11 protein-coding genes are annotated in these 14,939 nt (G+C 44.6%); 8 read left to right on the forward strand and 3 right to left on the reverse strand.

Annotated features, from left to right (window positions below):
* Window positions 1–99: 99 nt before the first annotated feature.
* The 5 genes from gldE (at window position 100) to D9Y29_RS13750 (ending at window position 5,787) form a co-directional block, all read left to right on the forward strand.
* Window positions 100–1,452, forward strand: a complete 1,353-nt coding sequence (gene gldE, locus D9Y29_RS13730) for a gliding motility-associated protein GldE (protein WP_241237927.1) — start codon at window positions 100–102, stop codon at window positions 1,450–1,452.
* The gene (gene gldD, locus D9Y29_RS13735; protein WP_127129068.1) at window positions 1,449–2,033 is read left to right on the forward strand and encodes a gliding motility lipoprotein GldD; all 585 of its coding nucleotides are present in this window, start codon (window positions 1,449–1,451) and stop codon (window positions 2,031–2,033) included. Before gldE ends, gldD begins: the two co-directional genes overlap by 4 nt.
* A 223-nt stretch (window positions 2,034–2,256) precedes the next feature.
* Window positions 2,257–2,850 carry a DUF3109 family protein gene (locus D9Y29_RS13740; protein ID WP_127129070.1) on the forward strand — a complete coding sequence of 198 codons (594 nt, stop codon included), beginning with the start codon at window positions 2,257–2,259 and terminating at the stop codon, window positions 2,848–2,850.
* Window positions 2,851–2,862: 12 nt separating this feature from the next.
* Window positions 2,863–4,248, forward strand: a complete 1,386-nt coding sequence (locus D9Y29_RS13745) for a LutB/LldF family L-lactate oxidation iron-sulfur protein (protein ID WP_127129072.1) — start codon at window positions 2,863–2,865, stop codon at window positions 4,246–4,248.
* 216 nt (window positions 4,249–4,464) lie between these two features.
* Window positions 4,465–5,787, forward strand: a complete 1,323-nt coding sequence (locus D9Y29_RS13750; protein ID WP_127129074.1) for a DUF7033 domain-containing protein — start codon at window positions 4,465–4,467, stop codon at window positions 5,785–5,787.
* Here the strand turns inward: D9Y29_RS13750 and D9Y29_RS13755 are convergent.
* From D9Y29_RS13755 to D9Y29_RS13765, 3 genes are all read right to left on the reverse strand, one after another.
* Window positions 5,775–6,755, reverse strand: a complete 981-nt coding sequence (locus tag D9Y29_RS13755) for a DMT family transporter (protein WP_206513778.1) — start codon at window positions 6,753–6,755, stop codon at window positions 5,775–5,777. The two genes, D9Y29_RS13750 and D9Y29_RS13755, sit on opposite strands and share 13 nt — an antisense overlap.
* Window positions 6,756–6,758: 3 nt before the next feature.
* A complete protein-coding gene (gene purH, locus D9Y29_RS13760; protein WP_127129076.1) occupies window positions 6,759–8,279 on the reverse strand; it encodes a bifunctional phosphoribosylaminoimidazolecarboxamide formyltransferase/IMP cyclohydrolase in 1,521 nt (506 codons plus the stop codon).
* Between the two features lie 125 nt (window positions 8,280–8,404).
* The gene (locus tag D9Y29_RS13765; RefSeq protein WP_127129078.1) at window positions 8,405–10,504 is read right to left on the reverse strand and encodes a ComEC/Rec2 family competence protein; all 2,100 of its coding nucleotides are present in this window, start codon (window positions 10,502–10,504) and stop codon (window positions 8,405–8,407) included.
* A gap of 690 nt (window positions 10,505–11,194) precedes the next feature.
* Between D9Y29_RS13765 and D9Y29_RS13770 the strand changes: the two genes are divergently transcribed.
* The 3 genes from D9Y29_RS13770 to D9Y29_RS13780 all read left to right on the forward strand — a co-directional run bounded on the left by D9Y29_RS13770 (window position 11,195) and on the right by D9Y29_RS13780 (window position 14,888).
* Complete coding sequence (locus D9Y29_RS13770; RefSeq protein WP_127129080.1) at window positions 11,195–11,698, forward strand: hypothetical protein; 504 nt, start codon at window positions 11,195–11,197, stop codon at window positions 11,696–11,698.
* A gap of 1,713 nt (window positions 11,699–13,411) precedes the next feature.
* Entirely contained in the window at window positions 13,412–14,242 is an 831-nt protein-coding gene (locus D9Y29_RS13775) for a sensor histidine kinase (RefSeq protein ID WP_127129082.1), read from the forward strand.
* Complete coding sequence (locus tag D9Y29_RS13780; RefSeq protein WP_127129084.1) at window positions 14,232–14,888, forward strand: response regulator transcription factor; 657 nt, start codon at window positions 14,232–14,234, stop codon at window positions 14,886–14,888. The genes D9Y29_RS13775 and D9Y29_RS13780 overlap by 11 nt, the downstream gene beginning before the upstream one ends.
* The last annotated feature ends 51 nt before the right edge of the window (window positions 14,889–14,939 follow it).

The raw sequence follows: 14,939 nt of genomic DNA on the forward strand, positions 1-14,939 counted from the left end.
ATCGATAATGGTCAGGCTAAAACCCTTTGCCATACACGAAAACAACCAGCAAAACCGTTGTTTTGTCTGGTAAGACATTGATCACGCAAACCCTTTGAGTTGGACAACCATTCTACGCTGCTTTTTAACGGAGTGAGCTTTCAGCCACTATTACTGGCTGTAAATGCACAATCCACTACTATTCTTGGCACCGTAATCCTGATGTTGCTCCTCCTGAGCTTCTTCGTATCAGGAGCAAAGCTCGCATTCTTCTCACTCACTTTCCGTGACGTGAACATGTTGAAAACAAAGCAGGACGCAGGTTGGAAAAGGATCGCCACCCTCCTGGAAGAGCCGCGCAAATTGCAGGCCTCGCTCACTGTTGCCAATACACTGATCAATGTTGCTATCATCATTCTCTCCAATTACCTCATTGATGAGATCCTCATTTACGACGAGGCCCAGGAAGGGTCCTCATTGATGATCTTCCTCCGTTATACCATAAAAGTACTGATCATCGCATCATTGCTAATCCTTTTTGGAGAAGTCCTGCCCAAGATCAGAGCCACCCAGAATAATCTCCGCTCTGCATACGAAACATCCTTTCTTGTAGAAGTACTGTATTATGTTTTCCGCAGGATTGGCGACTGGATGATCGGTCTCAGCGATTCCGTGGAAAAATTCTTTGGTGGCAACACCGCCCGCGCCAGCATCCAGCAACAACTGGAAGCCGATATCAAAAAATCCGTAACGCAGGAAGGCGAACAAAAGATCCTTGCCGGCATTTACAAATTCGCGGATATAACAGTCAAACAGGTGATGCGCACCAGACTAGATGTAAGCGGCATCGAATACGGCATCAGTTTCGGTGAGCTTAAGAAACGAGTGGAAGACCTGCACTATTCAAGGCTGCCAGTGTACAAAGGAAGCCTCGATGATATCGTCGGTATCGTACAAACAAAAGATATCATTCCACACCTGCTGGAGCCCGATACCTTCGACTGGCACACTATTCTCCGCACTCCTTACTTCGTTCATGAACAAAAGTATATCGAAGACCTCCTCGGCGAATTCCAGAAAAAGCATATCCATTTCGCAGTAGTGGTGGATGAGTTCGGAGGCACCAGCGGCATCATCACCCTCGAAGATATCATGGAAGAGATCGTAGGCGAGATCAAAGACGAGTTCGATGAAGAAGAATCCACCAACAAAAAAATTGACGACCATACTTATATCTTTGAAGGCAGCACCATGATCCACGATGTTTGCAGCACCATGGGGCTGGCCGCCGATACTTTCGACCAGGTGCGCGGTGAAAGCGATTCCCTCGCCGGACTGGTGCTGGAGCTCGCCGGCGAGATCCCCAAAGTGAATGATACCATCAACGTGGGCGACTTCGATTTCGTGGTATTGGATATAGAAAGAAACCGAATCAAAAAAGTGAAAGTAGTGGTGAACCCACATGAAATATGAAACCAGTAGCCCTCCTCAGCCTAATAGCCCTTTTTGTGATCAGTTGTAACAGCGAATTCACGCCAAAAAGAAGAGGGTATTACCGGATCGATTTTCCGAAGCATGAATACCAGGTCTTCAACCAGCCAGGCTATCCCTACTCATTCGAGTATCCCGTGTATGCCACAGTGGAAAAGGATTCCACTTTTTTTGATGCGAATCCCGACAATCCATACTGGATCAATATAGAGATCCCCCGTTTTAATGGAAAAGTGTACATCAGCTATAAGAATGTAAGCAGCAGGGAAGATTTCATGAAACTGGTGAACGACGCCTACAAAATGACCTATAAACACTCCTCCAAAGCCACGGAGATAACGGATTCGGCTATGCGAACTCCTAATGGCGTACATGGCATGTACTTCCAGGTAGGCGGGAATGCCGCAACTGCAAAACAGTTCTTCCTCTCCGATACCACCAGGCATTTCCTGCGCGGCGCCCTGTATTTTGACGTAACGCCCAATGAGGACTCCCTCTCTGTTGTGAATGATTTCCTCCAGGAAGATCTCAAACATATGATCAATACGCTGAAGTGGAAATAACAGGTTGGTCAAAGAATTAACAGCGTGTGGCCAGGGGCTGACTAAAAAGGTCAGAGAGCTGGCAGTCGCTCGCCTCCCGGCGAGTGACTTATATTTGTTCGCCTCCGGCGAACACCGCGTCGCCAGAGGCGACTAAATAAAAGTCACTCGCCAGAGGCGAGCGACTGCTCTCAGACAGCGCATCAGCAAATTCCCTTAAATTTGCTCCATAAAACTCATTCGCGTGATAGCAGTAGACAATGTATTGATCAGTGACGATATTGCCAAAGAGCAATTTGTCTGCGATCTCTCCAAATGCAAGGGAGGTTGCTGTGAAGAAGGAGATGCCGGAGCGCCACTGGAGGAAGCCGAGCTGGACCTGATGGTAGAGCTCTATCCAAAGATCGTTTCCTACCTCACGCCTGAAGCCATTAAGGAGATCGAAAAGAAAGGTAAATACGTTTACCATAAAGAATTCGGATGGGTAACCCCCACTCTTGGAAACGACAATGAGATCTGCGTTTACGGTACCCGCGATGAACAGGGCATCATCAAATGCGCATTCGAGCAAGCCTATTATGATGGCAAGATCGGATGGAAGAAACCCATCAGTTGTCATTTCTTCCCCATCATCCAGAAGAGCGGCCGGAACGGCGACTATGACCGCATGAACTACGAGCCCCGTGAAGTACTCTGCAAACCCGCCTGCAACTTCGGTAAGAAACTGAAAGTGCCGGTATACCAATTCCTGAAAGAGCCCATCATCCGTAAATACGGAGAAGCATTTTACGAAGCACTGGAAAAAGTGGCGAAAGATAATTTCCCACCCAAACCATAAAGCCTGGCAACAATGAGTGATATCCTCTCTTCCTTCATGGCTAAAAGCACCATCAAGGCTGGTGATCTCGAACACCGCCGTAAAGTGGCTTTCAACATCAGCAGATATGACGCTGTGGTGCCCGTTGGCAAGCAACAATTTCAGGACGTACATCTCGCCCGCGAGCGCGCCAAGAACGTGAAATGGAGAGCCATCGAAATGCTTGACCAGTACCTGGAAGAATTCGAGTCCAATATCACCAGGCGAGGAGCGAAAGTGATCTGGGCCGAAGATGCCAAACAGGCCCTGGAAGAAGTGGCGAAGATCTGTGCAGAGAAGAATTGCAAAACAATTGTGAAGAGCAAGAGCATGGTAACCGAAGAGATCCATCTCAACGATTACCTGGAGAAAAAAGGAATTGAAAGCGTTGAGACCGATCTCGGTGAATATATCCAGCAACTGGACGAAGAGCCGCCCTACCATATCGTAACGCCTGCCATGCACAAGAGCAAGGAAGATGTTGCGAAATTATTTTATGATAAGCTGGGAACCGCGCCCAACCTGAGTCCCAGCGAGCTCACACTTGTTGCCCGCGAAAAACTCCGGAAAAAATATGTTGAGGCAGAGATCGGTATTACCGGCGCCAACTTCATCATTGCAGATGTTGGCGGGATCGCTGTTACGGAGAACGAAGGCAATGCAAGACTGAGTTGCGCATTCCCCAAAACCCATATCGTGATCTGTGGTATCGAGAAGATCATCCCTTCCGTTACCGATCTCGGACTGTTCTGGCCGCTGCTGGCTACCTATGGAACAGGACAACGCATCACTGTTTACAATACCATCGTAACCGGTCCAAAGCAAGCGAATGAAAGCGATGGCCCGGAAGAGATGTATGTGATCCTGTTAGACAATGGCCGGACCAATATCCTGGCCAATGAAAAAACACGTGAAAGTCTTTACTGCATCCGTTGTGGCGCCTGCCTCAACGCATGCCCTGTATACAAGAACATTGGTGGCCATGCTTATGGCACAACCTATAGCGGCCCCATCGGTTCTGTGATCACACCACACCTGAAAGAGCTGGACGAGTGGAAACACCTCAGCTATGCATCCTCGCTTTGCGGCAACTGTACAGAAGTCTGTGCCGTGAAGATCAACCTCCACGAGCTTTTGCTGGAAAACAGGAATGAAGCCGTAGAAGAAGGCGCCAGCAGTTTTGCAGAAAGGATCGCGTGGAAAATGTGGAAGAAAGCCAGTCTTAGTCGTAAAATGATGAATATGGGCAACCAGAAAATGAAGAACTGGGCTGCCAATAAAATGTTCAAGGGTTGGACTGCGCATCGTGGCGATCTGCAGTTCCCGGAAAAAACTTTCAACGAACAATGGAAAGAGAAGTTTGAACCAAAGAAAAAATGATCCGGGTCGCAGCGTCTCAATGATTGGCCAAACAACAATCTACCCAATAACCCTTAGTAGATTTCAAAGCATTGCGGTTACCCCTTACTTCCTAAGCATTCGAAATAGTAAAATTCCAATTGGAATTGATGCAGATCAATCCTGGCAGGAAATCCATTTATCTTTTTTCAAATCCCCGATAGAATTATCAACCTACTTTTATATTTTGTGTAACTGATGCTGCTGCTCTACACTCATACTGTTACACCGCGGTTGGAATATATCGTTGATTTTTTCAGCAGGGAATTGTTTGATGAACCGATTGAAGTAACCTCCAGCCGGGCCGCATACAATGCCAGTATTCAACCCAGGATAAACTATTCCGGACAGGCGTTCTCCGACAATGAATTCTTCATTGAACATACCAGTCTGCTATTTGAAAAAGGAATTCGTGATCAATCCATCGAATGCTTTGAAGTGAATTTTCACAAAGCCTTTTTTCAAACGCGTGGAGATTTTCCATTCGACATTTTTGCCGCATCTTTTTACCTGCTTAGCAGATACGAAGAATATCTTCCCCATAAAAAAGATGAGTATGGCCGTTATGCCCATACCAATTCATTGGCGTTCCGCGAAGGGTTCCTTCAACAGCCCCTCGTGAATATCTGGATGGAAGAATTCAGAATAGCGCTGCAAAAGAAGTTTCCAAACCTTAGGTTCAAAGGAAGGAATTTCAAATGTATTCTCTCTTATGATATCGATATGGCCTGGTCTTATCGCCACAAAGGCTTCATGAGGAATATGGGAGGATTTGCCAGGAGTATTAAGAATGGCAACTGGAAGCAGGTCAAAGAAAGGTGGGAAGTGGTCCGTGGCAAAAGAAAAGATCCCTTCGATTGTTTCGAATGGCTGGACGCGCTGCATCTCTATTGCAGATTGAAACCTTACTATTTTTTCCTGGTAGCAAAAAAGCAAACCGGTTACGATAAGAATACGCCTACGGATGTAAAACAATTCCAGGACCTTGTGGAATATTATTCCAATAGTTACAAAGTAGGACTGCATCCCAGCTGGCAAACCGGCGATGATGAAGAACTGTTTGAATCTGAGCTTGAGTGGATGGAAGATGTAACCGGAAGGGCCATCATTCATAGTCGTCAACACTATATTCGATTTACATTACCTGAAACATTCCGCACGCTCACTAATCTTGGCATCCAGAAGGAGTTTTCCATGGGATACGGCACCATCAATGGTTTCAGGGCATCTGTCTGTTCATCTTTCTATTGGTACGACCTGGAAAAAGATGATCCTACCACATTAATGTTGTATCCTTTTTGCTTCATGGACGCCAACGCGTACTACGAACAAAAGAACACTCCACAGCAGGCATATGCAGAGCTCATGCAATATTACTCAACAGTGAAGAAACTCAACGGAATGCTGGTAACCGTCTGGCATAATTCCATTCTCGGCACAGACAGCGCATTTGCCGGATGGCGCGAGATGTTTGAACTCTTCATGAAAGAAACAGTGTACTGGGATGCTTACTGCGACTGATCTTTCACTTTTTCCTGGTTTCTGAAAGCTTTATTGATGAGGCGAACGCCAATGAGGATCACGGCGCCTCCGATAGCGATGAAGATCGTTAGCTTTTCATCGAACCAAACTGAACCAAGCAGTATGGCTACTATCGGGTTGATATATGCGTAGATCGATAGCTGTTCAGTAGGCAAATGCTGTAACGCATACAGGTAAGCGATAAAAGAAACCACCGAGCCGATGATCACCAGGTAAGCTAGTGCCGACCAGGCCTGCCAGGGAATACTGTTATATGGAATGGTCATGCCTGTTCCGTTGGCTACGCCAGACAGGATGATGCCGCCTATCAGCATCTGCAGTCCCATACTGAAATATGGATTGAAGGCCGTTGCCTGTTGTTTGGTGTAGATGGTCCCAAATGCCCAGCTCCAGGCGCCTGCGAGTGAAAGGATGATACCGAAACGGAAATCAGGGTTCAGAAAATCCAGCAGGTGATCATAGAAGATGGTGCACACTCCTGCAAAACCCAACAGCAGCCCGAGGATGGCATTACGGGGTAGTTTTACTTTAGAGACCGTGAGATGGATCACAACGATCCAGAGCGGAAAGGTAGCAGCGATAATGGCTCCCAGTCCTGCAGAAATGTATTGTACTGCCCAGGTAGTAAGTCCATTGGTAAGTGTGATGTTCAGCAGGCTCAGCACCAGGATGGGGACCCACTCCTTTCCTCTGGGCCAGCGCATGCCCCTGGCTGAAAAATAGATGATGTAGAGAATGCCGCCGGCCAGCTGACGGATGCCTGCCAACTGAAGGGCAGGCATATAGAGTACGCCTTGCCGTGAGGCGATCCAGGTAGTGCCCCAGAGAAAGCACACCAGTCCCAACGCTATGAGCGCTTTGGAACGGGTGCCTTTCTTTTTCAGAAATGGGGTTGATATATTAGTTGATGCACACATGTTGTTGATCAGGAAGTGCGCATCGCGCAATTCTTAGTGTTTGAAGTGGCGCATGCCGGTCATTACCATGGCGAGGTTATGCTCTTTGCAATATTCGATTGAATCTTTATCGCGAACGGAACCTCCTGGTTGAATGAATGCTGCGATACCTGCTGCATGGCCGATCTGCACACAATCATTGAAGGGGAAGAAAGCATCGCTGGCGAGTACAGCACCGTTCAGGTCGAAATTGAATTGCTTCGCTTTTTCGAGTGCCTGGCGGAGTGAGTCGATGCGGCTGGTTTGTCCGCAACCTTTGCCAACGAGTTGTTTGTTCTTCACCAGTGCGATGGCGTTTGACTTCAGGTGCTTGCACACGAGGTTAGCGAAGATGAGATCGGATCTTTCAGCTTCGGTGGTTTCCCTGCCGCCGGCTTCTTCCCATTTCTCGAAATTGCCTTCATCGGGCTTTTGCGCCAGAACGCCGTTCAGTACTGCTTTGAATTCTTCTTTCTTCTTCAGTTGGCTGATCTGCTGCAGCAGGATCCTGTTCTTCTTTGATTTAAGAACGGTCAATGCATCTTCATCAAATGCAGGGGCGATGAGTACTTCGAAGAAGATCTCATTGATGGCGTCAGCAGTGGCTTTGTCGATGGTCTTGTTACAAACCAGCACGCCGCCGAAAGCGCTTTCCGGATCACCTGCCAGGGCTGCGTCCCATGCTTCTTTTACAGAGGGGCGGGAAGCGATGCCGCAGACATTGGTATGTTTGATAATAGCGAAAACAGCTGTGCCTTCTCCGCTGAATTCATCTATCAGTTGAACGGCTGCATCCACATCAACAAGATTGTTGTAAGAAAGTTCTTTACCATTGAGCTGGTTGAAGATCTTTTCCAGGTTACCGAAGAAAACGCCGGTCTGATGCGGGTTTTCGCCATAACGCATGATGCGTGGGTTGGGGAATGATTCCTGGAAATAGTTGGTGTGTTGTGGATTGAAATATTGAGCGATGGCTACATCGTAGTGGGCAACGATCTCAAATGCGCGTGCAGCCAGTTGTTTGCGTTGTTCGAGGGTGGTGGCGCCTGATTGTTCACGCAGCAGTTGTTCCAGGTATGCGTAATCGCTTTTTGCGGCAACTACAACTACGTCTTTGAAATTCTTGGCAGCGCCACGGATCATGGAAGGTCCGCCGATATCGATCTTTTCGATGATGAGTTTTTCTTCAGAAGTGGTGGCCACCGTTTCTTCGAAAGGGTAAAGGTCTACGATCACCAGGTCTATCTCCGGGATATTGTATTGTTTCATTTCCTGGAGGTCCTGGTCCAGGTCCCTTCTTCCCAGGATCCCACCGAATACGGATGGGTGCAATGTTTTAACGCGACCACCGAGAATGGATGGATAGGTGGTAAGATTTTCTACAGGCACAACCGGAATGCCCAGTTTTTCAATAAAGCTTTGAGTACCTCCGGTGGAGTAGATGGTGATGCCTTGTTGGTGCAGTTGTTGAACAACGGGCTCGAGGCCATCTTTATAAAAAACGGAAATAAGCGCTGATTGAATTTTTTTGGTCATAACATTAATTGATGCGTTCGAAAAAGTATGCAGGTAAGCGATCGTGAGTTCTGATCCTACAGAAGATTGACTGGCAATGGCTTGCTGCAAGGGTCTTAAAAAGAAGGCGCAAAGGTAATTCAAATTCAATAGGCATTCAAAACAAAAGCTCCTTGTTCTGGCGTGAAATGGCAGGGAATACCAGCTTCATGGCAAACTGAGCGCCATTCCCGGGCCAATTTTGCGGAGTTGGACCCATCTATCACCACCTGAGTTGTTGGAAGCCGGGTTAAAAGGATCTGCGGGTCTACGGAAGGATTATGGGAGATAAGCAGCAGGTCGGCGGCCGGGCCGGGTGTTGATGGTGGTGGTGGCAGGCAGAAGGCCGGGTCAATGATGATCATCGTTTGAGAGCCTACCCTGATCAGGTTTTCATCTTTATACACACCTTTCAGGGATTCGGATTCTCTGACTTCAAAATAATTTCTTGCGGGGTTGAACGTGTAGAGCTTTGCCTGGAAACTTTGTTGGATATTGTTGTCGCCTGCAAATACAAACCTGTTCCCGATGATACAATCGATGGCTGTTGCTTTGGGGATTTGGTAGATGAGGAGGAATTGTTGTTTTCGTTTTTGGTATCCTTCGGTTGCACCGATGCTGAAATAAGCCAGAAGTAGAACGAGCGCGGGGAATACCAGGTTTTTCTTTTTGTGCAGCAGCCAGATTGCAGCAGCAGTTATGACTCCGTAAAGAAGTACTACCTGGAGCAGGTTGATATTGATCTGCTTGATGGAAGCGAAGGGGAGTTGGTCTATCTTTTCTACAAAGCCATTCATGATCCTGATAAGCCATGAAAGCAGCGTACCTGTAGGCTTTGCCAGATTGGGTATAAAGCTCAGCAGGCAGAGCAATATCTCGCCCAGTAATATTCCGCTGGAGAGTGGGATGGCGATCAGGTTGGTGAGCAGGAAGAAAACCGGGAACTGGTGGAAGAGAAAAAGGATTGCCGGAAGCGTGAGTATTTGAGCTGCGATGGTGGTGGCTGTGAGTTTCCAGATTTGGTTGAGCCATCGCCATGAGATATTGATCGCACCGTAAACGGTTTGCTGGAACAGCGCCAGGCTGGCTACAGCGGTGTAGGAGAGCTGAAAGCCTGCATCCCAGAGCCAGTAAGGGTTATAGCAGAGAAGCAGAAATGCTGATGCTGCGAGTGAATTGAATATCGATGCCTGTTTTGAAAGGCTGTTACCTATAGCAATGCAAGTGAACATCACGGCTGACCGGAAAATGGAGGGAGAGCCGCCGGCAAGAAATCCGAATGCCCAGAGACCTGTGATGATGAAGATGGGGCGAATGATCCTTGTCCATTTTTTGTTTCCGAGAGGTTGGCAGATCAGTGAAAGGAGCATATAGATAAGGCCGAGATGCAATCCTGAAATAGCGATCACATGAATAACGCCAGTGTTGGAGTAGGATTGGATGAGGGATTTGTCGAGATCTTCTTTGTAACCGATGAGCAGTGCTTCTGCGAGGCCTGCTTCTTTGTGCCCCGGGATGTAGCGTCGAAGAATGTTTACAATGGAATCGCGAAGAATGAACATTGATTTTTTGAGGGAGGGAACTGTTTTATCTGGCAATTTTTTCAGTTCATTTTCTGCCAGGTAAGCCTGGTAAAAAATGCCCTGGAATGTGCACCATGATTTATAGTTGAAACTTCCGGGGTTTTCCGTGGCTTTTACGGGGTGTAATTGCTTGCGGAAAACGATCTTGTCACCGTAATATAAACCCTGGTTCTTGCGTGTTTTCTGAAGGTAAATGATGATTGTTGCTTTGATGGGGATGAGGGTATGACCGGAAATGCGATGGGTAAGTTGGGCGATGGTTTTGTAAGAGTTCGGTTTTTCGGTTACAGGTTCCAGTAGGGAAGCTAAATATGTATGGGCAGAATCCTGCATATGGGCTATGGGTGAAGGTTTCAGTGAGTTCTTTTTGGTATGCATTCTCCATGCACCTGTGGTTGCCAGGAGTATCAGTAAGGTATATGCGAGGCAGTATTTGTATTTGAAGAGGGTGTTAATGGAACTGTTAGAGAGGATGATGATGATAGTGGTGGCAATTATAGCGGCAATGATCAGATAAACAGGTGGACAATAAGTATAGAATTGGATGACAATGCCTGCGCAGAAAGGTAGGAGCAGGCGGAGAAATGGCGCCTGTTTCCAGGCAATTAAAGGTGCAGCATACATAATAAACGAAACTAAAAGGAGTTAGAGAAATGATGCTGTACCTGGATTTGGTGCGATTTGGATTGGCAATTGGCGGGTGTGGAAGCTGGTGATACCCCGCTTTTTGGCGGGGCAATATGCTAAACTCTAAGAAAGGTTGAGAATCTGAAGTTCAGGACATTGATACCAGCTTAACCCGAAAAAAGAAAAGGATAAGGTCAATGGTTGGTTAATAGCTTGATCTGTTAGAATGAGTTGGACGGATTTTAAAAACCCGGTTTGGAAAAAAATTTCCTCAAGTATTTTGTTGAGCAAAGAACTTGAGGAAATCTGTCGGCGGGTTTTCACAGGAGTATTGGACTTTGAAAAACGGGATGATAGCAACTCTCCGATATCTAATATCAGACAAAAAATGGGATTGGGGCTGAAAAGCTGCTTTTATTAGGTACGGGATTTTGCCCGTATAAAAGACGGTGCAAAATGACCCGTTTTTTCACGGTATAAAATGCCGATGTTTTTACGGTAAAATGGCGCTGTTTTCAACGGATTTTATCAATTTGGTTTAACTTGGAACCTTGAAAGCCTTCGATTTATGGATAATATTAATTTGTAATCATTTGACTAACACTCATTTGTAACCGAAATGCTGTCTGGTTACGGGTATACATTTACACTCGTAATTCAATTATTCAATAATAAACCCCCCAGACTATGACAGCAATTGAAACAAAATCCTTAAAGGTTGGCAAATACGTTGACACTGCCCATGTAGACACCTTGATCAGAAATTACAAGCAAGAGAGGTGGAGGCAGAATAGTGAGACTATCGGTAAAGAAGATACTCTCAGTGTATGGTACAGCCTGGAAGAATTAGAAGGTTTTATCCAAAAAGCTAAATTTTCAGGGGCGAATGGAATTAGATTGCACTTTGGTGTTTACCCAGAAAATTTTGCACCAAATCCACTTTTCTCAAAACAACAGACTGTAGTATTTGTAGCTACTAAAAACAAGGATAATGAAGATGGCGGCTACACAGAAAAGAACGTTTACATTTCAACTGAGAAAGGCGCGGAAATCCTTGCCTACAACTATGGTGGAATGTGTCCTGTTTATTGTCCAACACCGAGAAAGCCTTCCACTGGAGATAGTGATGACTGGGGTGGACTCGGTATCACTATCGTTGACCGCGGTGACAAGGGACTAACAGTTCTGTAAAAAATTACATATTACCTTTATCGAAGGCTATAGAATCTTGGTTCTATAGCCTTTTTTATTTGGGATGCTCAATTGAAAATATAAGCTAAATTGGCTTTCAAATGAATATCCCTCCTTCCATATTGTTTGAGATAGTATGTTTGTTGGCTTCTTTATCTCTATTCTTTCAAAAGAATACTCCGATTCACTTAAAGCTTTTTCCTATTTTTCTCCTTATTACAATTGGAATTGAGGTAACTGGTATCATTTTGCGCCTTGAAGGGAAAAGTAATATTTTACTATACAACTTGTTTGGAGTTTTTAGTGTGATTTTCTACTTGTATTTTATTAAGAGTATCATTCATAATAGAATTGTAAAGCGTGTAATCTTAGCTTCAATCATTATTTATCCATTATTAGTATTTCTTAATATTCAATTTGTACAGGTTAACTCATTTCACTCTATTACTTATTCCCTGGGCTGCCTTCTAATTGTGTTTGCGTGTGTTTATTACTTTTATGAGCTCTTTCAATTGAAGCAGTATATTAATCTTCTTCGAGAACCTTCATTTTGGATTTGTTCGGCCTTATTATTTTTCTTCACTTGCACTTTGCCATTTATTGGAATGACAAATTTTCTTTTTAAAGTATCTAAAGTCATTGCATATAATCTTGGTTCAATTTTGGCGATAATCAACTTCTTATTATATTCTTTATTTACGATAGCTTTTTTATGCAGAATTAGATTCTCTAAATAAAATCCAAGAATTTATTGAAAAATAATTATTTTAGGTTGCTTATTTGAGGTCCCCGGTAGCCCAAGGCCGTTCAATACTTTAAACTATTGATCGAATGTTTTTCATCAACTTCTACATTTACATAACCATCCTATTTCTTAGCTTTACGGCTAGCTTGAATATGTATATTCAAAAAGGGCAACCTCTGTACCTTAAGCTTTTTCCTGTTTTTTTATTTCTCACTTTAGTAGTTGAAGTTGCAAGTCGTGTAATCTTTTTAAATGGGGGAGATAACTCATTTGTATATCATTTGTTCTTTCCTCTAGAATTTACCTTTTATCTGTATGTGGCATATAACATACTCTCTTCAAAACGGATTAAGAGGGCAATTGTAATTTCAACTCTCGCTTATCTTATCATCATTCTAATTTACTATAGCGTAGGTGCGGTTGAAAAGTTTCCTACGTTGGCGTATTGTGGAGGAGCTCTATTAGTAATAATCTTTTATTCATTTTACTATTTTGAAATAGTCAACTTGCCAATTCATCTCACGCCCAAAAGAGAAGAAGCCTTTTGGATCTTTGTGGGAGTATTACTTTACTATTCTTCTACTTTACCAATTTGGGTATGTAGCAGGGTTATGGAAAATTTTTCAAAAGGAACACTAGATTACCTTAGCACTCTTCTAATGATTATGAATTACATATTATATACGTCATTCATCATTGCATTTGTGTGCAAGTCCATTTTCAAAAGGAAGGATGAGTCTTTGTATGATCTTTCCGAATATGCTGAGTTTATTCCAGAGGATCAAAAGTCTTTCTTTAGAAAATATTTCTAACTTCCTCCCCCTCATTTCCAAACTTCTCCCTTAACGGTAATCCTTTACCAAAATTTATTACGTATTTTGTTGGCGTAAAGCCTTATCCTGCTCTGTTATTTCCGGGATTTTTACCCTTGCAAACATTTACCTAAATTCATATACCATTCCTGTTTTATGGAGAACCAGGGTCAGGAAATTTATTTTATCATAATTATCGGTGGCTTACTGGCCCTGCTACTGGTAGGTTTCATCGTAACTATTCTTTTCACCTATCAACGCAGGCAGCACCAGCAAGAGCAGGAACTGACCCGCTTGAAGGATCTCTTTGAACAAGAATCTCTCCGTTCCCAACTCGAAATCCAGGAAGAAACATTTAAAATGCTCAGCCAGGAACTCCATGATAATATTGGTCAGTCACTGTCTGTTGTAAAGCTCTCCCTGGCCATTCTGCCGGTAGACAAACAGCACGAAGCCTGGGAACCTATCCAGAATGCACGCGACATACTCAATAAAGCCGTACTCGATCTCGCCGGTCTGAACAAAAGCCTGCATACCGACAGGATCGCGCAAATCGGATTGGTGGAAGCTATCAGCTTTGAAGTGGAAAGCCTGCGCAAATCCAGGCTGGTGGAAGTAGAATTTACTGTCGACGGCTATGAACAACTACTCGATGAACAAAAATCCGTGATGCTCTTCCGGATCTTTCAGGAAATGCTCAATAATATCCTGAAACATTCACAGGCATCACGAGTGGATATATCGATCAACTTTACAGATGATCATCAATTTATTCTCCGTTTGGCTGATAATGGAGTAGGGTTTGACATCGAAGCAAAAAGAAATTCTGTATCTTCTACTTCCGGTGTCGGACTAAAGAGTATTTTCAACCGGGCAAAACTGGTAGGAGCCGAAATCGATATGCAAAGTATCATCGGCAAAGGCACTACCACCACCATTAAATTAGCTTTGCCTCCCGAAAGCGAAAGTGATAACCATGACAGGTGATAAAAAAATACTGGTAGGAGTGGCAGATGACCATACGCTGCTGCGCAATGCACTGGCGAGACTCATCAGCTCGTTCGAGAACTACCAGGTTGTGTTCGAAGCAGGAAACGGAAAGGAAGTAAAAGATAAGATAGCAAAGAATGTACTGCCGGATATTGTCCTGCTGGACGTAAATATGCCAGATATCGATGGTTACGAAACAGCAAAATGGATCTACAAAAACTATCCGCAGATCAAGATCCTTGCCCTGTCAATGTTCACTGATGAAAGCATCATCATCCGCATGCTTCGTCTCGGAGCAAAAGGTTATATCCTGAAAAATGCCGATCCCGATGAACTCAAGCTGGCACTCGATTCTGTGTGGCAAAAAGATTTTTACCTCTCAGAATATATCTCAGGAAAAGTGATCAGTGGGCTGCATAAAGACATCGACCTTCCCGATGAACCCGTTGTACTCAATGAAAAAGAAAAGGAATTCCTGCAATGGGCCTGCTCGGAAATGACCTATAAAGACATTGCTCAGAAAATGTACGTGAGCCCAAGAACAGTAGATGATTATAGAAACGCACTGTTCGAGAAACTCAAAGTGAAATCCAGGATCGGTCTGGTACTTTATGCTATCAGGCGCGGTCTCGTGGAAGTTTAATCGCATTCAGTGTTTCCTCCGGGACCTAAATAAAAAGGCGTATCGGTTGAT

It is taken from the genome of Pseudoflavitalea rhizosphaerae (assembly GCF_003991355.1).
In the GTDB taxonomy this organism is placed as follows: domain Bacteria; phylum Bacteroidota; class Bacteroidia; order Chitinophagales; family Chitinophagaceae; genus Pseudobacter; species Pseudobacter rhizosphaerae.

Bases quoted from the DNA above. Each gene is read 5' to 3' on its own strand.
- gldD (WP_127129068.1), top strand. From the start codon at position 1,449: ATGAAACCAGTAGCCCTCCTCAGCCTAATAGCCCTTTTTGTGATCAGT.
- D9Y29_RS13765 (WP_127129078.1), bottom strand. From the start codon at position 10,504: ATGTATGCTGCACCTTTAATTGCCTGGAAACAGGCGCCATTTCTCCGC.
- D9Y29_RS13775 (WP_127129082.1), top strand. From the start codon at position 13,412: ATGGAGAACCAGGGTCAGGAAATTTATTTTATCATAATTATCGGTGGC.
- D9Y29_RS13750 (WP_127129074.1), top strand. From the start codon at position 4,465: ATGCTGCTGCTCTACACTCATACTGTTACACCGCGGTTGGAATATATC.
- D9Y29_RS13770 (WP_127129080.1), top strand. From the start codon at position 11,195: ATGACAGCAATTGAAACAAAATCCTTAAAGGTTGGCAAATACGTTGAC.
- D9Y29_RS13745 (WP_127129072.1), top strand. From the start codon at position 2,863: ATGAGTGATATCCTCTCTTCCTTCATGGCTAAAAGCACCATCAAGGCT.
- purH (WP_127129076.1), bottom strand. From the start codon at position 8,279: ATGACCAAAAAAATTCAATCAGCGCTTATTTCCGTTTTTTATAAAGAT.
- D9Y29_RS13780 (WP_127129084.1), top strand. From the start codon at position 14,232: ATGACAGGTGATAAAAAAATACTGGTAGGAGTGGCAGATGACCATACG.